Genomic DNA, 18,843 nt, shown 5'->3' with positions numbered 1-18,843 from the left:
AAGCCCTTCTCTGCCTCGCGAGACGACGAGCCGACGTGCTCTTCGCGATGCTCCGCGACGGCACCTTCTACGACCCCAAGCCCGCCCCCACGGGTTGACGAAACCCATAGGGACACCCCCCCGGACCGGGCCCGCTCCCTACGCCTTGATCTCCGAGAACTTCGGCGCCTTGTCCACCAGCTTGCTCTCCAGGTGGAAGCGCCGCGCCGTGTCGTACGGCCGCTTCTCGACCGCCGGCGACTGCGGCATCTCCCTGCGCAGTATCGGCACCAGCGCGTTGAGGGCCTTCTCGTCGGTGCCCTTCAGATACTTCTGGAGCATCTCCCGCACCTTGTCCGGGTCGCCCTGCACGTCCTGCTGCGCGCGCTTGATCGCGTTCTGGAATCCGTGGGACTCGTCCTTCTTCTTCGTCAGCAGCTTCTGCGTGGAGAAGACGACGCCGTGCAACGCGCCCATCATGTCGGCCACATCGCCGCGCGCGGGGGATATGAGTATGCGGCCCGAGCGGTCGGCCTCCGCCTGCTGCCCGATCGGCTGGAAGAAGGAAAGCGCGTCGACACGGCCCGACTTGAGCGCGCCGAGCGCCGAGGTGGCGGCGCTGCCGAGGTTGACGAGCGTCGCGTCGGTCTTCGCGTTCTTCCCGATGCGGTCGAAGAGGTACGTCACCAGGGCCTCGGTGCCGCTGCCCGGCCCGGTGATGCCGATCTTCCTGCCCACCAGAGCCTTGGTGCGCGATTCGAGGCTCGCCGTGTCCCCGGGGGCGGACTTCAGGGACTTGCCCACGACGATGTCGACGTAGTACTCGGTGACGAGGCTGGAGAGGACGCGGGTCCCACCGGACCCGGCGGACTCCGCGAGGTTGAAGGCGTCCGTCAGCACGCCCGCCCCGAGGTCGATGGACCCGGACTTCAGCGCGGCGGCCACCTTCGCCCCGGTGCCCAGGCGCGGACGTTCGCCGAGCTTGATGCCCTCGTCCTTGAAGTAGCCCTTCTCCTCGGCGACGAAGAGCGGGAAGAAGGCGACGGAGTCGCTGATCTGGCCGATGTTCAGGGTGCCGGCCGAGGTGCTGGAACCGTGCTTCGCGCACCCGGCGGCCAGCGGCGAGAGAAGTACGGGCGTCGCAGCGAACGACTTAAGCAGAGTCCTGCGCTCGATGTGCTTGCTCATGGTTCAAGCTCCAATGTGCATGTTCGCCAACTCCGTCCGCCGCGTACGTGAGGTCAGCAGTGGGACGGGGCACGAAGATCGGGAACGGCGGACGGGAGGGTATCAGCCCTGTGACTCAACGGGTTTCCAGCGGTTGACGCGGCGGCCGATGAGGCCGACGCAGACGTTCAGGAGGCCTGCGATCACGCTCAGTACGACGAGCGTCGCGAAGACGCCGGCGGTGTCGAACTGCGCCGCCGCGTCGTTGATCAGATAGCCGAGCCCCTTGTTGGAGGCGACCAGCTCACCGATGACCGCACCGATGAGCGCGTACGGTACGGCGACCTTGAGCCCGGTGAGCACCCCCGTCATCGAGGAGGGCAGCACGACCTTGCGGGCGATGTCCCGCCGGGAGCCGCCCATCAGCCGCACGGCGTCGATGAGTCCGCGGTCCACTTCCCTTACGCCGGCGGCGGTGTTGAGGAAGACGAGGAAGAAGACGGTGGCGGCGGCGAGCAGCACCTTCATGTGCATCCCGATGCCGAACCAGACGATGAACAGCGGCGCCAGCGCGACCTTCGGGATCGAGTACAGCGCCATGATGAAAGGATCCAGCACGCGGTACGCCAACTGGGCCGAGGCCAGGACGAATCCGGCGATCGCACCGGCCAGCGCGCCGAGCAGGAATCCGTAGACGATCTCCTGGATGGTCACCCAGCTGTGCGTCCAGAGGGTGCCGTCGGCCCACCACTCGCCGAGGCGCAGGAAGATGGCGCTCGGCTTGCTGGTGAAGGTGATGTCGAAGAGGGTGCCGCCGGTGACCTCCCAGGTGGCGAGCAGCACGACTATCAGGAGCGTCCGCAGGCCCCATACGGTCATGGTGCGGCCGTGCCGCTCCTTCCAGGTGCGCCGCAGTGCTATGCGCACCGGGCCCGCCGTGCCGGACGGCTCGCCGGGCATGCCCGTGCCGTCGCCCGCCGGGGACGGCTTCCGCTTCCGTCCCCGCGACGGCTTCACGGTCTGCTCGGTCATGACGAGCCCTCCTTCAGCGCCGCGGACATCGCGGTGTGCAGTCGTACGAACTCCGGGTCCACCCGGAGCGAGTCCACGTGCCGCGGCCGCGGCAGGGTGATCCGCTCGTCGGCCACGATGCGGCCGAGCCCGCCGAGCACGACGATCCGGTCGCCGAGCAGCAGTGCCTCTTCGATGTCGTGGGTGACGAACACGACGGTCTGGCCGCTGCCCTGCCACAACCGCAGCAGCTCCTCCTGGAGTTCGGTGCGCAGCTGTGCGTCGAGGGCGCCGAACGGCTCGTCCATCAGCAGGGTGCGGGGGGTGCCCGCGAGCATGCGGGCCAGGGAGGCGCGGCGGCGCATGCCGCCGGAGAGTTCGCGGGGATAGTGCTTCTCGAAGCCTTCGAGGCCGACCCGGCGCAGCAGCCCGGCAGCGGTCCTGCGGCGGTCCCGCGCACGTACGCCCCGGATCTCCAGCGGCATCTCGACGTTGCGCCGCACGTCGCGCCACGGCATGAGCGTGTCGGACTGGGTGAGGTAGCCGATGTCGATGTCCGGCCCGGTGAGCTGCCTGCCCCGGTGGGAGACGACGCCCTCGGTGGGTTCGGTGAGCCCGGCGAGGAGGTTGAGCATCGTGGACTTGCCGCAGCCGCTGCGTCCGAGGACGGTCAGGAAGCTGCCCTCCTCGACGCTCAGGGCGAAGTCGCGCAGGGCGACGATGGCGCTGTCGTCCTTGGTGAACTGCTTGGTCAGCCGCTCGGCGCTGAGCACGGCGGTCATGTCCCCACCCCTGATTCCGGGTTCTCGTCGGCCTCGCGCATGCCGTAGGCGTCGTAGCTGAACTCGCCGGCCGCCCAGCGTGCCCGCAGGCCGTCCTCCTTCGCGATGCGCTGCCGTACGGACTGGACCGCCGCTTCGACGTCGCCGGCGGCGACCGCCGTGACTCCGTCGTCGTCGAGCACGACCACATCGCCGGGCGCCACGGTCGTGCCGCCCACCTCGACCGGGACGTCCACGCTGCCGCGTTCGTCCTTCGTGGCGCCGCGGGCCCGGCGCCAGCGCGTCCACACCCCGTAGTCCAGGCGGGCCAGCTCCGCGCTGTCACGCACCGCGGCGTCGACGAGCACCGCCGCCGCGCCGCAGGCCGCGGCCTGGGTGGCGAGCAGGTCGCCGAAGAGGGCCACGGGCTCGGGCTCCGGCATGGTCAGCACGAGCACCTCGCCGGGCCGCAGACGCGTCATCGCCTCGTGCACGGCGCGGTTGTCGCCCTGGCCGCAGCGGGCGGTACGGGCGGGTCCGGCGGCGCGGAGGCCGGGCTGGAGGGGTATCCACTCCGCGTCGAGCAGACCGCGGCGGCCGTAGGCCTCGTAGACGGTGGCCACGCCGGCGGCGGCGAGCTCTTCGAGGGCCGCGGCCGCCGGTGCCGAACGATCCGGGGTCGCCGCGGTGTTCACAGCGCCCCCACGACGTTGGGCAGCAGCCGGTGGAAGGCCTCCGCCTGCCGGATGTTCTCGTCGCCCGTGACCTTGCGCGCGTGGTTGCCGCGCTGGTCGGCGCGCTGTGCGTAGTACTCCTGAAGATACTGCTGAGCAGCCATGCAGCTCATGGCCTCGACCTTACGGTCGAAGACCGGCGTGATGTCCACATAGACGGTCGGTGTGAAACCGCACAGCTCGGGCTGGTGCGGCTCGAAGGCCAGGAACTCCGAGGGCGGCGCCGTACGGAAGCCGCTGGCCACTCCGGCGCCCGAGGTGAGCAGCCGGGCGCGGGCGACCGCCTCGTGCGCGACGGGATGGTCGGGGTTGAACGGGTCCTTCTCGGGGTGGGTCAGCACCACGTGCGGTGCGAAGTCGCGCATCAACTCGGCCAGCCTGTCGACCGATTCCTGGGAGACCCGCAGCGGGTAGTCGCCGAGGTCGAAGGCGCGGAAGGCGGCGCCGACGGCGGACGCGGCCTTGGCCGCCTCCTCGTGGCGTATCCGCTTGACGTTCTCCTCGGTCTGGCCCTCCTGCTTCCACAGCACTCCGGACTCGCCGCGCTCGCCGTAGGACAGGGCGACGACGAGGGCTTCGCCGCCGGCGGCGGTGTGGGCGGCGACCGTGCCGGCGGAGCGCCACACGAAGTCGGCGCTGTGGGCGCCGACCACCAGCAGGCGGCGGGGGGCCGGGCCGGAACCGCCCGCGCCGGAGCCGGTGCCTGCGCAGGGACCGGAACCGCTCGCGGCGGGCCCTGCGGAGCTGCTCATACGAGGCTCTCCTTACGGTGCCGGGCGGGAGCGTCGGCGAGGGGCTCGGCGCCGACGAGCCAGCGGCTGTTGTGCACCGTCATGGTGCGTACGGCCGTCTCGTCGAAGCCCTCGGCCAGGAGGCGGTCGGCGCAGATGGCCAGGCCGTCCTCGACGGGCGGGTTGAAGGGCTGGCCGAGGTCGCTGGAGATCACCGAGTTCTCGGGGCCGGTCTCGCGGATGGCGCGGTACCAGGTCTCCCACTCGACCTTGCCGGTGTACGGAGTGGTGAAGCACCGCTCCAACAGGGCGCCGTGGGAGGCGAGTTCGCGCTGGCGGTCGATGGCGACGCGCTGCGAGGTGAACTCGGGGTGCGTGACGACCATCCGCTCGACGCCCTCCTCCGCGGCGGCCTCGACGACGACCGCGATCTCGTCGGCGTGCAGGTGGCCGGTCGCGAGCACCATCTTGTGCCGGGCGATCAGGCGGAAGACCTGGCGGGCCGCGGGTACGACCTCGCCCTCGGGCGTGAGGACGTCGACGGGGTCGGCCGCCATGCCGTCGGCGCGCAGGTCGTCCTGGAGCTTGGCCCACATCGGAGGGGTGGCGCCCTCGGGTTCGCGGGCGTGGCACTGGCGCTGGTTGGCGCTGTCGACGGTGGGCAGCCAGACGAACTTCGCCCCGCCGCGGCCGGCGATCTCGACGGCGATGGGGTTGAGGCCGCCGACGGAGGCGTTGAGGGTGATGGCGCCGAGAGCCGTGGCTCCGGGCTCGGCGCGGCGTACGACGGCGGCACGCTCGGCGGTGGGCGCGTAGTGCGACTTCAGCACGAAACCGGCGAGGCCCACGGCGGCGAAGCGCTCGGCGAGCGTCACGTCGTCGATGCGGCGGCGCATCACGTCCGGCGCCACGTGGATGTGCACGTCGTACGCGCCGCGCACCAGCTCTCTCGCACGGTCGGACGGCTGGGGATGGTCCGTCATCTCTCTCCTTCACGGCCCTCGGCACTCGGCCCTATTGCAGCCACAATCTCCGCTCAGATTGTTAACAATCTTGGCTACAGCGGTCAAGAGGGAGGTGAAGGGAAAGGCGCCGGGAGGAGAACGGACTCCGGAGATGCGGTGCGGACGGCGGGCCGGATTCCGGACCACGCGGGAGGCCCGGGAGGCGGGAGGCGCAGGTGGCGGGAGGCCCGAGAGGCAGGAGGCCCGGGTGTCAGCCTCCGGGCGGGAGCCCTGCCCCGCCGACCTCCTTCAACGCCTCGATCACGCTGCGCAGATGCGCGCGTGCGGCCGCCTCCGCCGCGTCCGCGTCGTGCGTACAGATCCCGTCGATGATCGCGAGATGCTCCGGCAGCGAGACCGACGGCCGCCCCGGATGCATCGCCAGCCGGAACTGGTGGCGCACGCTCTGCCCGCGCAGCCGCTCCAGCAGCCGGGACGCGGTCCGCTGGCCGCCGATCTCCCGTACGCGCCTGTGGAGTTGCTGGTTGAGCGAGGAGTAGCCGAGCACGTCGCGGTCGTCGACGGCCTCGCGCATCGAGGCGCCGATCGACCGGAGTTCGCTGATCTCCTCGGCCGTGACGGACTGGGCCGCCTTCGCCGCGCACAACCCCTCCAGCACCATGCGGACCTCGGAGATCTCGACCGCCTCGTCGAGGGAGACGGCGCGCACGCGGGCGCCCCTGTTCTGTATCCGCTCGACGAGGCCTTCGTTGGTCAGCTCCAGCAGCGCCGCCCGCACACTGGCCCGGCTGGCGTCGAACTGGGTGGACAGATCGGCCTCGACGAGCCGCTGGTTGGGCACGAACTCGCCGCGGATGATCGCCTCACGAATCGCCTCCACCAGGGGCACCTGCCCGTTCCGCCCGCCGTCCTCTGCCACGTCCGCTCCGGTTCCTCTCGCCCCACAGATGCACACCGATATTGTCAACAATTTTGGTCGAGCTTAGCCTAACGGCATGGCCTCTGCCTCTGGAACAGCTTCCGGTCCCGTCGTCGCGGTCCTCGGTCTCGGTGAGGCGGGCGGTGCGATCTCCGCCGGTCTGGCCCGTGCGGGAGCGGTCGTACGGGGCTACGATCCGGCGCCCGTGCCCGTACCCGAAGGCGTGACCCGCACCGGCAGCGAGGCGGAAGCGGCGGCGGGCGCAGCACTCGTGCTCAGCGTCAACAGCGCCTCGGCCGCGCACGACGCGCTGCGGGCCGCGGTCGCCTCCGTCGAGCCCGGCGCGGTGTGGGCCGACCTCAACACCGCCTCCCCCGGCGCGAAACGGGCCCTCGCGGCGACGGCCGCCGAGCACGGGGTGTCGTTCGCCGACATCGCCGTGATGGCTCCGGTGCCGGGCCGCGGCCTGAGCGTGCCGATGCTCGCCTGCGGGCCGGGGGCCGAGCGCACGGCACAACTCCTCACGCCGCTCGGGGCGTCGGTGGACACCGTCGAGGGGGACGCGGGCACGGCCGCCGAACGGAAGCTGGTGCGCAGCGTGTTCTTCAAGGGACTGGCCGCGGCCGTCGTCGAAGCGCTCGAAGCGGGCCGTGCCGCGGGGTGCGAGGACTGGCTGCGGGAGAACATCACCGGCGAACTCGCCCGCGCCGACGCCTCCACCGTGGACCGCCTGGTCGACGGCACCCGGCGCCATGCCGTGCGCCGCCGGGCGGAGATGGCAGCGGCGGCGGAGATGCTGGACGAACTCGGCGTCGTCCCCGCGGTGTCGGGCGCCAGCCGCGACCTGCTGGCACGCCTCGCCGCGGACGAACAGGCGGGCGCCGGGCGGGAGTCGGCGGACGGAGGCCGACCCGGGCGCTGACCGCCCGTCACCTCCGGCACGGGCACCGGCACCGGCGTCAGCACCCCACGCCGGCGCCCCCGCACACCGCAGACCCCGCACACCCCGCACACCCCGCACACCCCGCAAGTGACCCGCTACCCCAGCGCCTTCGCCGCCGCCCTGCCCGCCGTACGGCCCGAGAAGATGCAGCCGCCGAGGAACGTCCCCTCCAGCGACCGGTATCCGTGCACGCCGCCGCCGCCGAAGCCCGCGGCCTCCCCCGCCGCGTACACGCCCGGCAGCGGCTCGCCGCCCTCGCTCAGCACCCGGGCATCCAGATCGGTCTCCAGCCCGCCGAGCGACTTGCGCGTCAGGATGTTGAGCCGTACGGCGATCAGCGGCCCGGCCTTCGGGTCGAGCAGCCGGTGCGGCGACGCGACGCGGATCAGCTTGTCGCCGAGGTACTTGCGCGCACCGCGGATCGCCGTCACCTGGGAGTCCTTGGTGTAGGGGTTGCGGATCTCCCGGTCGCGGGCCTCGATCTCGTGCCGCAGCCCGGCCTCGTCGATGAGCTTGTCGCCGGTCAGCTCGTTCATCCGCCGTGCGAGGGCGCCGAGTTCGCGCTCGATGACGAAGTCCACGCCGTGATCCATGAACGCCTGCACCGGACCGGGCGCCCCCGAGCCCACCCGGGCCAGCAGCTGCCGTACGTCCCGTCCCGTCAGATCGGGGTTCTGCTCGGACCCGGAGAGCGTGAACTCCTTCTCGATGATCTTCTGGCTGAGCACGAACCACGTGTAGTCGTGCCCGGTGTGCATGATGTGGTCGAGGGTGCCGAGCGTGTCGAAGCCGGGGTAGAGCGGTACGGGCAGCCGCTTGCCGGTGGCGTCCAGCCACAGCGACGAGGGGCCGGGCAGGATGCGGATGCCGTGCAGGTTCCAGATGGGGTTCCAGTTCTCGATGCCCTCGGTGTAGTGCCACATCCGGTCGCGGTTGACGATGCGCCCGCCCGCCCGCTCGGTGACGCCGAGCATCAGGCCGTCGACGTGCGCGGGGACGCCGGAGAGCATGCGGGCGGGCGGAGTGCCCAGCCGCTCCGGCCAGTTGGCGCGTACGAGCTCGTGGTTGCCGCCGATGCCGCCGGAGGTGACGACGACCGCCTGTGCCCGCAGTTCGAAGCTGTCGGCGACGTCGCGGCTGCTCGCGGTGCCGCGCTCGGCGTCGCTGGGCTCCAGCACGTCGCCGCGCACGGTGTCGACGCTGCCTGCGCTGCGCCCGAGGCCGGTGACCCGGTGCCGGAAGCGCAGCTCGACCCGGCCGCGCTCGACCCCGGCGCGCACCCGCCGCTCGAAGGGCTCGACGATTCCCGGCCCCGTACCCCACGTGATGTGGAAGCGCGGCACCGAATTGCCGTGTCCGGTCGCGCCGTAGCCGCCGCGCTCGGCCCACCCGACGACCGGGAAGAGCTTCAGGCCCTGCTGTCGCAGCCACGACCGCTTCTCCCCCGCCGCGAAGTCGACGTACGCCTCGGCCCACTGCCGCGGCCAGTGGTCCTCCTCGCGGTCGAAGCCGGCGGTGCCGAGCCAGTCCTGCCAGGCGAGTTCGCGGCTGTCGCGGATGCGCATGCGGCGCTGCTCCGGCGAGTCGACGAAGAACAGGCCGCCGAAGGACCAGTGGGCCTGGCCGCCCATCGACTGCTCCGGCTCCTGTTCGAGAAGGATCACCTTCCGTCCCGCGTCGGCCAGTTCGGCCGTCGCCGCGAGCCCGGCGAGTCCTGCTCCGATCACGATGACATCGGCGTCGTACGCCATGCGCCCCACCTGTTCCACGTCCGCCACGTCCGGGTCCGCTCCCGGTCGTCCAGCCCGGCCGTCCAGTCCACCCGGAGGATCCGGTGACGGGAGAGTAGACCCCCTCGGATGTACGCGGCACCCCAGGGCCGGTGGTGGAATGAGCCGCATGAGGAAGATCCGATGACCGAAGAGCCGCGCTCGGCGCAGGAGTTGCTCGACATCGTCGACGAGGACGACCGCGTGGTCGGCCGGGCCCTGCGCGGAGAGGCGACGGCGCGGCGGCTGCGCCACCGCTGCGCCTCCGTGCAGGTGCGCGATCCGCTGGGCCGCGTCTTCGTCCACCGCCGCACGCCGCAGAAGCTGGTCTTCCCGTCGATGTACGACGTGGTGGTCGGCGGCGTCGTCGGCGCGGGCGAGAGCTATGACGAGTGCGCGCTGCGCGAGGCCGGGGAGGAGCTGGGCGTGCGCGGGCTCCCGTCGCCCGAGCCGCGGTTCACGTTCCTCTACGAATCTCCGCGCCACACCTGGTTCGTGCGCGTCTACGAGCTGGTCTGCGAGCTGCCCGTGTCGCCGCAGCCCGAGGAGATCGACTGGTGGGACTTCCTTCCCGAGGCGGAGCTGGAGCGACGGCTGCGGCTGCCCGGGTGGGAGGTGGTCCCGGACGGCCTGGAGTGCCACCGGCGCCTGCGCGCGTGGCACGGGCACGGGGACGGCAACGGGGAACGGGGCTGAGGCGCTGGGCGGCAGCGGGCGGGTGCGGGCAGCGCGGGTGCGGGCGGCGCGGGTGCGGGCATGGTCGGGGCGCGGTCCGGGCCTGGTCCGGGCGCGGGGGAAGCGTCCCCTCCGGGCGGTGGGATGGGGCAGGCACAGCGGAGACGGGCCCGTAGGCTCGTCGGCATGATCGACCGGCTCAGGGCGACTCTCCGGCTGTGGTTCGCACCGCGGGAGCTGCGTGCCGAGGGCAGCACGCCCGACTACCGCTTCTCGCTCGCCAACGAGCGCACCTTCCTCGCGTGGATCCGCACCGCGCTGGCACTCGTCGCGGGCGGCATCGCCGTGGACCAGTTCCTGACGGGCCTGAGCTGGGGCGTACGCACGACGATCTCCGTGGCTGTGCTGGCCTGCGCGGCGGCGTGCGCCTTCCGCGCCGTGAACCACTGGATGCGCTGCGAGCGGGCGATGCGGCGCGGCGAGGACCTGCCCGTCTCCCGCTTCCCCGTGCTGCTGGCGACCGCGACCGCGGTGGCCGCGCTGCTGGTGCTGGTCGCGGTGGTGCTGAGAGGCGGCCGGTGAGCGGAGGCGGCGACCGGACGGAGACGCGCACCGGCGACCCGGCGGCCCAGCCGGAGCGCACACGGTTCGCCTGGCGCCGTACCACCCTCACCTTCGCCGTCGCGGTGGCCCTCGGCGTACGGGCGGCGCTGTACGGCAGCGGCGGCGCATCCGCGACGGAGGCCGCGGCAGCGGCGACGGGCGTACTGGCGTGGCTCGCCTTCCTGGTGCTGGCCCACCGGCGCATCGCGGCCATGGAGGCGGACCGCCCGGCGGTCATGGGGCCCGCGGCCGTGGTCACCGCGGTGCTGTGCACACTGGCGGTGACGACGGTTGGAGTGGTGCTGCTGTGGTGAGTGAGGAAGAGGACCGGGGCCCCGCCGGCAGACCCGGGCCGCTCGTCGTGGTGATGGGGGTCTCCGGCTCGGGCAAGTCCACCGTGGGCGAACTGCTCGCGGAGCGCCTGGAGGTGCCATATGCCGAGGCGGACTCGTTCCATCCGCCCGCGAACATACGGAAGATGGCGGCCGGTACGCCGCTGGACGACGAGGACCGGCGCCCCTGGCTCGACGCCATCGCCCGCTGGCTGGCCGACCACACCGGACGCGGCGGCGTGGTCAGCTGTTCGGCGCTGCGCCGGCGTTACCGCGACCGGCTGCGCGCCAGCGGTGCGCGGATGTTCTTTCTCCATCTGGACGGCTCCGAGGAGCTGATCGCGCAGCGGCTGGAGGGCCGCAAGGGGCACTTCATGCCGCGTTCGCTGCTGCGCTCGCAGTTCGCGACCCTCGAACCCCTCGAACCCGGTGAGCACGGCGCGGTGATCCCCGTCGGCGGCACCCCGGCAGAGGTCACGGAAAGGGCACTGGCCGTTCTCGCGCCGTAGCCGCGGGGCAGTACGCACTGACAGGCTTCGGGCGCCCTCCCGGCGACCCGCTCGAAATCCCGGCGGTATGGGGAGAGATGGAGCAGATGAACGGCGGCGGACCGGCCGCGTGTCACGCGTGATGACCCGCTTCCGCCGTACGACGACGGGCCCGGCGCACCGTTCCGTGCGTGGGTCTCGTCACATGAGGGGCTTTCCGCGCGGTCCGCGTCCGTCCACCCCTAGACGCCATACCGACTAGTCGGCATGATCGGGCGGGCAAGCCCCGTGCCCCTGGCGCCCGTTGCCCGCCGGCCCGTCCCGAAGCCGTTCCGGCCACGTCCCGTCACCGATCCGCAGCCACCGTCCAGCCGCCGTCACCGATCCGCAGCCACCGTCCAGCCGCCGTCACCGATCCGCCGCCCCTCCGACCCACACCAAGGAGCGCGTACGCATGAGCAAGGAGAATCCGCCCGGGCTCGATCCCGAGCGGCTCGCCGCACATCTCGGCCGGGAGCGCCCCGGCCTGGTGCGGGGGCCGCTGAGCGCCGAGGTGATCCAGGGCGGCCGGTCGAACCTGACGTACCGGGTGACCGACGGCGTGAGCCGCTGGGTCGTACGGCGCCCGCCCCTGGGCCATGTGCTGGCCACGGCCCACGACATGGCGCGCGAGTACCGCGTGATCAGCGCGCTGCGCGGCACGGACGTGCCGGTGCCCGGCACGGTCCTGCTGTGCGAGGACGAGGACGTGCTCGGTGCGCCCTTCTACGTCATGGAGCAGGTCGAGGGCGTTCCGTACCGCACCGCGGACGAACTCGCCGCGATCGGCCCGGAACGCACCCGCGCGCTGACGCTGGCGCTGCCGGACACGCTCGTCGCGCTGCACGCCGTCGACCCGGGAAGCGTGGGCCTTCAAGACTTCGGACGCCCGGAGGGCTTCCTGGAGCGGCAGTTGCGCCGCTGGGGCAAGCAACTCGACGCCTCCCGCAGCCGCGAGCTGGACGGCATCGACGAACTGCACGCCTCGCTGGGCCGGCAGCTGCCCGTCTCGCCCGAACCGGCCGTAGTGCACGGCGACTTCAGGCTCGACAACGTGCTCGCGGACGACGGCGACCGGATCGCCGCCGTGCTCGACTGGGAGATGTCGACGCTCGGCGACCCGCTGACCGACCTGGGCCTGCTGGTGATGTACAGCGAACCGCTCAACATCCCCGACGCGCCCGTCAGTTCGACGGCGGAGGCGCCGGGGCATCCTTCGCCCGACGAGCTGATCGAGCGTTACGCCGCGGGCTCGGGGCGGGACGTCTCCCGTATCAACTGGTACACCGCCTTCGCCTGGTTCAAGCTCGCGGTGATCCTGGAGGGCATCCACTACCGCTACACGCTCGGGCAGACCGTCGGCCCGGGCTTCGACCGGATAGGCGGCCTCGTCCCGGTCTTCATCGACAACGGACTCACCACGCTGCGGAAGGGATGAGGTCTCAGTGGACTTCGCATACGACGCCCGTACGGAAGAGATGCGCAAGAAGCTCCAGTCATTCATGGACGAGCACGTCTACCCGGCGGAGGCCGTCGCCGACGAGCAGCGCACCGAACTGGAATCGCCCTGGCAGACACCGCCGGTCGTGGACGAGCTGAAGAAGAAGGCCCGCAGGTACGGGCTGTGGAACCTCTTCCTGCCCGACCGCACCTACGGCGCCGGCCTGACCAACCTCCAGTACGCGCCCCTCGCCGAGATCCTGGGCCGCAGCCCGCGGCTGGCCCCCACGGTCGTCAACTGCGCGGCGCCGGACACCGGGAACATGGAGGTGCTCACGGAGTTCGGCAACGCCGAGCAGCGCAGGACGTGGCTGGAGCCGCTGCTCAGCGGCGAGATCCGCTCCGGCTTCGCGATGACCGAGCCGGAGGTCGCCTCGTCCGACGCCACGAACATCGAGACGCGCATCAGGCGGGACGGCGACGACTACGTCATCTCGGGCCGCAAGTGGTACATCTCCGGGGCGATGAACCCCGACTGCAAGATCTTCATCGTCATGGGCAAGACCGACCCGGACGCGCCCGACATCCGCCGCCAGCAGTCGATGGTGCTGGTGCCGCGGGACACCCCGGGCCTCGAAGTGCGCCGCGCCATGCGGGTCTACGGATACGACGACCACTACCACGGCGGCCATGCCGAGATCGTCTTCGACGGCGTACGGGTGCCGCGCAGCAACCTCATCGGCGAGGAGGGCGGCGGCTTCGCCATCGCACAGGCACGGCTGGGGCCCGGCCGCATCCACCACTGCATGCGGCTGATCGGCATGGCGGAGCGTGCCGTGGAGCTCATGTGCCTCCGGGCCAACGGCCGTTCGGCCTTCGGGCGGCAACTCGCCGAACAGGGCCAGGTGCGCGAGTGGATCGCCGACGCGCGGGTGCAGATCGAGCAGCTGCGGCTGCTGGTGCTGAAGACGGCCTGGCTGATGGACACCGTCGGCAACAAGGGCGCGCACACCGAGATCCAGGCCATCAAGATCGCCACCCCCCGTGCCGTGGTCGGCATCCTCGACCGTGCGGTGCAGCTGCACGGCGCGGGAGGCGTCAGCCAGGACTTCCCGCTCGCGGAGCTGTGGGCCGCCGCCCGTACGCTCCAGCTGGCCGACGGGCCGGACGAGGTGCATCAACGATCGCTGGCCCGCCGGGAGTTGAAGAGGCACGCAGCCGGCGAGGGGTGACCCACCCCGGGGTCCGGTCCGGGTCTCCCGGCGCCCGGACCGCCCGGACCGCCCGGACCGCTCCCCCGGCCTCATGTCCGCATCCGATGTCCGCATCCGGTCCCGTCCCTGAAGGGACGGGACCGTTGCGGATCCGGACACCTCGACCGGGGCTCCCGGCAGGCACACACGTCTCCCCGCCCGGCGGCCCCCGCGGGCCGGGCAGGCCCAGAAAGGCCTTCTGCGGACGCGTCAATTCCCCTGCGGGCCGAGCGGATTGAGCGATGCGCCCTGACGCCGGAACCGCAGTCTGCGGTTCCAGGCGTACGGCAAAAAAGCGGGAAAGGAATTCCCCACCGGGAGGCCGTCCATATCTCGCCTCCGTCACAGCTGCGATACGGCACTCTCCGCGTCCCGGCTGCTTCAGCAAGTAGTTCCGACTGCGCTTCACCTGCTGGGAGTTCACCACCGGCCGGTTTCTCCCGGGCGGTTACACCGCGGCATCTTTACCCTCCCGTGATGAAGAGCAGAATCACGGCGAAGCCCGGTCCGGCACTGTGCGTGACGTCGTGAAGACCGTTCGAGGGCGACGCGATCCGGATCGTGCCCGACGGTGCGACCGAGGCGCCGGCCGGACCGCCCAGACCCTGGAAGCCTCTCCCACCAGCTCGGACTCCATCAACTGCCGCGTGGCGGGGCCTCCGTGGGCGACCCTACGGAAGGGCGGAGGGCACATGGGATCGGGCCACATACTCAACTTGGTACGTACCTCTGCACAGACCGAGCATTACAACTCAAATCGCTCCCCCGATTCGGCACCGAGCACCCCGGCAGCGGCTGGAAGGAGCGACCCTCTGTAATCGAAAGATGGTCACGGTGCGATTTCTTCCGGTGCGACCTTGGTTGGCGTCGAACCGACAGCCGACCAGAAAGGGGCACCATGGTGTCGACTACACGCGCCATCGCGCGCGCTGTATACGGATCGCGGTACAACAGCGTCCCGTGGGGGCAGCGCGTCTATGTCAGGCCCGGCGAGAGGACATTCAGGGAGTTGCAGTGGCGCAAGCTGCTGCGCACCTCCCCCGTGATATCGCTCGACCAATACCGCTCACGGGTCAAGCTCGGCGCCATCGAGGAATTCATCACCTGCCACCTGTGCGGCGAGTCGCGGCAGCAGCCGCTCTACGAGCCGACGAAAAGGAAGGCCAACGGCAAGATCGCGTGGCGCTACCACGTGGTCCGCTGCCCGTCCTGCGGGTTCCTCTACCGCAATCCCAACATCCTGCCCCACCGGCTCGGTGACCTGTACTCCAAGAACTACAGCACCTTCCTGACCGGCAACTACGCCATGAACAGGCAGCGTCGCTACCGGCAGGCGATGGACGCGTTCACGCCGGTCTTCGGCTCGGGCGAGAACCGGCGGCTGCTCGACTTCGGCTGCGGCGCGGGCTACTTCCTGGAACTCGCGGAGCAGCGCGGCTTCGACGCGTGCGGCGTGGACCTCTCACCGGACTCCGTGCAGCAGGCCAACGAGCGACTGACCTCGGCGAAGGCCCACTTCGGGGCGCCGGAGGACCTGCCCGAGATCGCCGCGGGCGGCTTCGACGTGATCACGCTGTGGTCCGTTCTGGCCCATCTCCCGCGCCCGCTGGAGGACTTCACCACCTTCCGCAACCTCCTCGGGCCCGGCGGGGTGCTGATGATCCTCACCGTCAACGCGCAGTCGCTGCTGCTCAAGGCGTATCAGTCCGAGTGGAACGGGTTCACCAGGAACCACCTGATGTTCTACTCGCGGGAGACGCTGCCCATGCTGCTGCGTCATACCGGCTTCGCGGGCGTGGCCTTCGAGCCGTTCTACGGCGACACGATCGAGGCCGGCACGACGCGGCTGAGCGACGCACACAGCCAGCGCCTGCGGCGCTCGGTCGAGGTGAGCGACGGCGGCAACATGATGCGGGCGCTGGCCTTCGCCGACGAGGAAGCGATCCAGCGCTGGGGCGACGGACGTCCCGTCCACCGGCTCACCTGACGGCTCGCCCGAGACGGACGGCGCGGCCGCCCGATGCAGCGCTGATCCGGGGGAAGAGGACTCCCCCGGATCAGCGCCTCCCATCATCCCGTGCCGGCCGTACCGCCCCGGTCACCCCCGTCCCGGTCCGCGTCCGTGCACACCGGTCGTGGCCGCGGTCCCGTCCCCGCCGGGGGCGGGACCGCGGGAGCGGTTCCGTGTTCCCCCGCAAGTGCCTTGTCGGCTAAGGTCGTTCACATGACTGCCGGGTCGGCCACGGGCCGCACACAGAACGGACGCCCGGCCGGCGTTTGATCACCGCGCGGGCGAGAGGCCCGCCCCCGTCACGAGAAGCGCGCACGGCGACATGTGCAGCCACTCGTGACGGAAGGAGGTGAATTCATGAGCTGGCAGGAGTTTCTCGCCCGTCACCAGGCAGGTGACGTCATCGAAGGCGTGGTCACCAAGGAAGTGCCGTTCGGCTCGTTCGTCGAGTACGAGGGCGTCACCGGCCTCGCCTACCAGGAGTCCTTGCCCGTAGGCACCCGCGTCTCGGTACGCATCCTCGAGATCGATCCCGAGAAGCAGCGGTTCAGCCTGGCCTCGGCCTCCGCCTGATACAGCGCTGATCCGGGGGAAGAGGACTCCCCCGGATCAGCGCCTCGCATTATTCCGTCCCGGCCCGCCCGACGTGCCCGGACCGCCGCACTCGGTACGGGAGTACGGGAGTCGAGGAAGCCGAGCGCCGGCGGAGGGCCATCGCGGAGAACTCCTCGCAACCGCAGGCCAGCCCGTCATCGTCCCCGATGAGGAGCCGGAGTGATCACCGCCCGTGCTTTGGCAAGAGGAGGCTGGAGGGATGGCGAACACCGTTGTGCGCAGGTACCGCGCAGCCGACGGGCGGGGCACCTACCGCCGCGGACGCCGGTGGGCGCTGCTCAGCTGCGGCGTGCTGCTCGCCCTGCTGTTCGTCCTGCTCGTCGTGCGGCTGACCGGACTCGACGCGGGAACCGCGCTCGCCGTGCCCGTGGTCTTGTTCCCCTATGCCGCTGTGCTCAGTGTGCTCGTTCTGACCACTGTGATCGCCGTCCCCGCTCTGCGCTCTCCCCGGCTGGCCATCGTCGCCGCACTGCTCACGGCCGCCCACATGGCGCTGCTGATACCGCGGTTCGTACCGCACCACCGGCAACACATCCCGGCGCACGCGACTGAGCTGCGTGTGGCCACGCTCAACACCCACGTCGGCCAAGCGGATGCGCGGGCACTGGCACGGCTGGTGAAGTCCGAACGGATAGACGTCTTGGCCGTGCAGGAGCTGCCGTCCGCGGGGATCGCCGCGCTCGCCGGAGCCGGACTGGACAAGGCCCTGCCCTACCAGGAGCTCCATCCTGAGAACGACTCCTCGCTCTACTCGCGGATTCCGTTGACGCATGGCGGCCCGCTCAAGGCCGACACCGCCTGGCCCCAGACCACTGCGCAGGTGACCGTCGGCGGGCGCATCGTGTCTCTGGTGGCCGTTCACACGTACTACCCGCTCGGCGATGCAAAGCGCTGGACCCGGGACATGGAGGCCCTCGCCTCCGTCGCCCACGGAAGCGGCCCGGACGCGGTGTTCCTGGGAGACTTCAACGCCTCTCCCGACCACGCACCGATGCGCGAACTGCTCACGTCGGGTGGGCTCGCGGACACTCATGCCGAACTCGGCCACGGCTGGCCTCGCACTTGGCCCGCCGGCAAAGGCCTGGTGCCGCCCCTGGTACAGCTCGACCACGTCTTGCACGGCTCCGGCCTGGCTGGCATCTCGGTTGGCGAACGGACCATACCGGGCACGGACCACCGGGCAATCATCGCCAGGCTGGCGCTACTGCCCTCCAGAGAACGTGCGGGATCAGCCCGCCGCCCCAGCGCCACAACGACCCCACCCAACACGCCCTGAACTGGTCCCGCCGGTACAGACACCGCCAAGCCACCGCACGACACTGCCACTACCGACGAAGACCGGCTCAGGACACGAACTCTCACTGGAGTGCTAGGGCTGGATGACCACGCGGCCCGTCGTGATGCCGTCGAAGACGCGCTGGACGGCCTCCGCGCCGCCGTCGAGGGTGAGGCGTTCGCTGATGTACGGCTTGACCGCGCCCTGGGCGGCCAGCGCCGTCAGCTCCTCGTGGCAGGACTGCACGGCGGCCGGGTCCTTGGTGTTGTACAGGCCCCAATGCAGGCCGAGGATCGAGTAGTTCTTGATCAGGGCGTGGTTGAGGCCCGGTGTCGGGACGGCGCCGCTCGCGAAGCCGACCACGACGATGCGGCCCTCGAAGGCGACGCACTTGACGGACTTGGCGTAGGCGTCGCCGCCGACGGGGTCGTAGATCACGTCCGCGCCGCGCCCGCCGGTGGCCTCCTTCACGGCGGCCACGATGTCGTCCTCGCGACGGTCCACGACCACGTCGCAGCCCAGCTCGCGAGCGGCGTCCGCCTTCGCCTTGCCGCCCACGACGCCGATGACGCGTGCGCCCGCAGCCTTGCCCAGCTGCACGGCGGCGCTGCCGACGCCACCGGCCGCGGCGTGCACCAGCAGCGTCTCGCCGGACTGTATGCGGGCACGGCGGTGCAGCCCGAACCAGCCCGTCTGGTAACCGATATGGAGCGCGGCGGCCTCGGCGTCGTCCAGTGCCTCGGGCGCCTCGCGGATGCTCGCCGCGGTGACGAGCGTGCGTTCGGCGAAGCCGCCCATGGGCAGCGCGGGCTGGGCGATGACTCGTGAGCCGGGCTCGGGGGCGTCGCCCTCCGCGGTGCCCTCGCCGACGGCGAGGACCTCGCCGCACAGCTCCACGCCCGGTGTGAACGGGAACGGCGGCTTGATCTGGTATTCGCCCCGGCACAGCAGCGCGTCGGGGAAGTTGACGGCGGCGGCGCGCACCCGCACGAGCACTTCGCCCGCGCCGGGTTCGGGGTCGGGGATCTCCTCAAGCCGCATGACCTCTCGCGGCTCGCCGTTCATGTGGACGCGCCATGCCTTCACCGGTGCTACCTCCGGAACTAGTTGCCTGCTCTTCGCTCGTCTCTCC

The 18,843-nt window shown here is 71.2% G+C and carries 19 protein-coding genes; 10 read left to right on the top strand and 9 right to left on the bottom strand.

The genetic code is table 11. The features are described 5' to 3' along the window. Positions 1-138 precede the first annotated feature (138 nt). From HCC61_RS28340 to HCC61_RS28310, 7 genes are all read right to left on the bottom strand, one after another. Positions 139-1,167, bottom strand: coding sequence for an ABC transporter substrate-binding protein (locus HCC61_RS28340; protein WP_169140339.1), 1,029 nt, complete (start codon positions 1,165-1,167; stop codon positions 139-141). 102 nt (positions 1,168-1,269) lie between these two features. Beyond that, positions 1,270-2,178, bottom strand: coding sequence for an ABC transporter permease (locus HCC61_RS28335; protein WP_169140337.1), 909 nt, complete (start codon positions 2,176-2,178; stop codon positions 1,270-1,272). Further along, positions 2,175-2,939 (bottom strand): ABC transporter ATP-binding protein, encoded by a 765-nt coding sequence (locus tag HCC61_RS28330; protein WP_169140335.1) that lies wholly within the window; start codon positions 2,937-2,939, stop codon positions 2,175-2,177. The genes HCC61_RS28335 and HCC61_RS28330 overlap by 4 nt, the downstream gene beginning before the upstream one ends. Then, on the bottom strand, positions 2,936-3,613 hold the full coding sequence (locus tag HCC61_RS28325; protein WP_169140333.1) for a 4-carboxy-4-hydroxy-2-oxoadipate aldolase/oxaloacetate decarboxylase: 678 nt from the start codon (positions 3,611-3,613) through the stop codon (positions 2,936-2,938). Before HCC61_RS28325 ends, HCC61_RS28330 begins: the two co-directional genes overlap by 4 nt. Continuing rightward, a complete protein-coding gene (locus HCC61_RS28320; protein WP_169140331.1) occupies positions 3,610-4,404 on the bottom strand; it encodes a PIG-L deacetylase family protein in 795 nt (264 codons plus the stop codon). The genes HCC61_RS28325 and HCC61_RS28320 overlap by 4 nt, the downstream gene beginning before the upstream one ends. Further along, positions 4,401-5,366: a DUF6282 family protein gene (locus tag HCC61_RS28315; protein ID WP_169140329.1), complete on the bottom strand. Its 966-nt coding sequence runs from the start codon at positions 5,364-5,366 to the stop codon at positions 4,401-4,403. Before HCC61_RS28315 ends, HCC61_RS28320 begins: the two co-directional genes overlap by 4 nt. 232 nt (positions 5,367-5,598) lie before the next feature. Further along, entirely contained in the window at positions 5,599-6,267 is a 669-nt protein-coding gene (locus HCC61_RS28310) for a GntR family transcriptional regulator (RefSeq protein WP_346777424.1), read from the bottom strand. A gap of 76 nt (positions 6,268-6,343) precedes the next feature. Between HCC61_RS28310 and HCC61_RS28305 the strand changes: the two genes are divergently transcribed. Next, positions 6,344-7,189 (top strand): DUF1932 domain-containing protein, encoded by an 846-nt coding sequence (locus tag HCC61_RS28305; RefSeq protein WP_169140327.1) that lies wholly within the window; start codon positions 6,344-6,346, stop codon positions 7,187-7,189. A gap of 116 nt (positions 7,190-7,305) precedes the next feature. On the opposite strand, the gene HCC61_RS28300 is transcribed toward HCC61_RS28305, so the two are convergent. Next, positions 7,306-8,961: an FAD-binding dehydrogenase gene (locus HCC61_RS28300; protein WP_169140369.1), complete on the bottom strand. Its 1,656-nt coding sequence runs from the start codon at positions 8,959-8,961 to the stop codon at positions 7,306-7,308. A gap of 162 nt (positions 8,962-9,123) precedes the next feature. Here HCC61_RS28300 and HCC61_RS28295 point away from each other — a divergent pair, with 162 nt between their 5' ends. From HCC61_RS28295 to HCC61_RS28255, 9 genes are all read left to right on the top strand, one after another. Next, on the top strand, positions 9,124-9,675 hold the full coding sequence (locus HCC61_RS28295; RefSeq protein ID WP_169140325.1) for an NUDIX domain-containing protein: 552 nt from the start codon (positions 9,124-9,126) through the stop codon (positions 9,673-9,675). Positions 9,676-9,840: 165 nt separating this feature from the next. Beyond that, positions 9,841-10,236, top strand: a complete 396-nt coding sequence (locus HCC61_RS28290; RefSeq protein ID WP_169140323.1) for a DUF202 domain-containing protein — start codon at positions 9,841-9,843, stop codon at positions 10,234-10,236. Further along, complete coding sequence (locus HCC61_RS28285) at positions 10,233-10,571, top strand: DUF202 domain-containing protein (protein WP_169140321.1); 339 nt, start codon at positions 10,233-10,235, stop codon at positions 10,569-10,571. The genes HCC61_RS28290 and HCC61_RS28285 overlap by 4 nt, the downstream gene beginning before the upstream one ends. 53 nt (positions 10,572-10,624) lie before the next feature. Further along, positions 10,625-11,098 (top strand): gluconokinase, encoded by a 474-nt coding sequence (locus tag HCC61_RS28280; protein WP_169140367.1) that lies wholly within the window; start codon positions 10,625-10,627, stop codon positions 11,096-11,098. A gap of 433 nt (positions 11,099-11,531) precedes the next feature. Next, positions 11,532-12,554 (top strand): phosphotransferase family protein, encoded by a 1,023-nt coding sequence (locus HCC61_RS28275; protein WP_169140319.1) that lies wholly within the window; start codon positions 11,532-11,534, stop codon positions 12,552-12,554. A 7-nt stretch (positions 12,555-12,561) separates the two neighbouring features. Then, positions 12,562-13,788, top strand: coding sequence for an acyl-CoA dehydrogenase family protein (locus HCC61_RS28270; protein WP_169140317.1), 1,227 nt, complete (start codon positions 12,562-12,564; stop codon positions 13,786-13,788). Between the two features lie 919 nt (positions 13,789-14,707). Beyond that, the gene (locus tag HCC61_RS28265; RefSeq protein ID WP_169140315.1) at positions 14,708-15,796 is read left to right on the top strand and encodes a class I SAM-dependent methyltransferase; all 1,089 of its coding nucleotides are present in this window, start codon (positions 14,708-14,710) and stop codon (positions 15,794-15,796) included. Between the two features lie 381 nt (positions 15,797-16,177). Next, on the top strand, positions 16,178-16,393 hold the full coding sequence (locus tag HCC61_RS28260) for a S1 RNA-binding domain-containing protein (RefSeq protein WP_169140313.1): 216 nt from the start codon (positions 16,178-16,180) through the stop codon (positions 16,391-16,393). A 241-nt stretch (positions 16,394-16,634) separates the two neighbouring features. After that, a complete protein-coding gene (locus HCC61_RS28255; protein WP_169140311.1) occupies positions 16,635-17,711 on the top strand; it encodes an endonuclease/exonuclease/phosphatase family protein in 1,077 nt (358 codons plus the stop codon). Positions 17,712-17,804: 93 nt separating this feature from the next. Here HCC61_RS28255 and HCC61_RS28250 read toward each other — a convergent pair whose 3' ends face one another. Then, the gene (locus HCC61_RS28250; RefSeq protein ID WP_169140309.1) at positions 17,805-18,797 is read right to left on the bottom strand and encodes an NADPH:quinone oxidoreductase family protein; all 993 of its coding nucleotides are present in this window, start codon (positions 18,795-18,797) and stop codon (positions 17,805-17,807) included. Positions 18,798-18,843 lie beyond the last annotated feature (46 nt).

The organism is Streptomyces sp. HNM0575 (genome assembly GCF_012726265.1).
Taxonomy (GTDB): domain Bacteria; phylum Actinomycetota; class Actinomycetes; order Streptomycetales; family Streptomycetaceae; genus Streptomyces.
Note: the sequence above shows the minus strand (reverse complement) of the source record. Positions and strands in the feature narration are given on the sequence as shown.

Excerpts from the sequence above, each read along its gene's own strand:
- HCC61_RS28340 (WP_169140339.1), bottom strand. The coding sequence starts at position 1,167 with ATGAGCAAGCACATCGAGCGCAGGACTCTGCTTAAGTCGTTCGCTGCG.
- HCC61_RS28335 (WP_169140337.1), bottom strand. The coding sequence starts at position 2,178 with ATGACCGAGCAGACCGTGAAGCCGTCGCGGGGACGGAAGCGGAAGCCG.
- HCC61_RS28330 (WP_169140335.1), bottom strand. The coding sequence starts at position 2,939 with ATGACCGCCGTGCTCAGCGCCGAGCGGCTGACCAAGCAGTTCACCAAG.
- HCC61_RS28320 (WP_169140331.1), bottom strand. The coding sequence starts at position 4,404 with ATGAGCAGCTCCGCAGGGCCCGCCGCGAGCGGTTCCGGTCCCTGCGCA.
- HCC61_RS28315 (WP_169140329.1), bottom strand. The coding sequence starts at position 5,366 with ATGACGGACCATCCCCAGCCGTCCGACCGTGCGAGAGAGCTGGTGCGC.
- HCC61_RS28305 (WP_169140327.1), top strand. The coding sequence starts at position 6,344 with ATGGCCTCTGCCTCTGGAACAGCTTCCGGTCCCGTCGTCGCGGTCCTC.
- HCC61_RS28300 (WP_169140369.1), bottom strand. The coding sequence starts at position 8,961 with ATGGCGTACGACGCCGATGTCATCGTGATCGGAGCAGGACTCGCCGGG.
- HCC61_RS28295 (WP_169140325.1), top strand. The coding sequence starts at position 9,124 with ATGACCGAAGAGCCGCGCTCGGCGCAGGAGTTGCTCGACATCGTCGAC.
- HCC61_RS28290 (WP_169140323.1), top strand. The coding sequence starts at position 9,841 with ATGATCGACCGGCTCAGGGCGACTCTCCGGCTGTGGTTCGCACCGCGG.
- HCC61_RS28280 (WP_169140367.1), top strand. The coding sequence starts at position 10,625 with ATGGGGGTCTCCGGCTCGGGCAAGTCCACCGTGGGCGAACTGCTCGCG.
- HCC61_RS28275 (WP_169140319.1), top strand. The coding sequence starts at position 11,532 with ATGAGCAAGGAGAATCCGCCCGGGCTCGATCCCGAGCGGCTCGCCGCA.
- HCC61_RS28265 (WP_169140315.1), top strand. The coding sequence starts at position 14,708 with ATGGTGTCGACTACACGCGCCATCGCGCGCGCTGTATACGGATCGCGG.
- HCC61_RS28260 (WP_169140313.1), top strand. The coding sequence starts at position 16,178 with ATGAGCTGGCAGGAGTTTCTCGCCCGTCACCAGGCAGGTGACGTCATC.
- HCC61_RS28255 (WP_169140311.1), top strand. The coding sequence starts at position 16,635 with ATGGCGAACACCGTTGTGCGCAGGTACCGCGCAGCCGACGGGCGGGGC.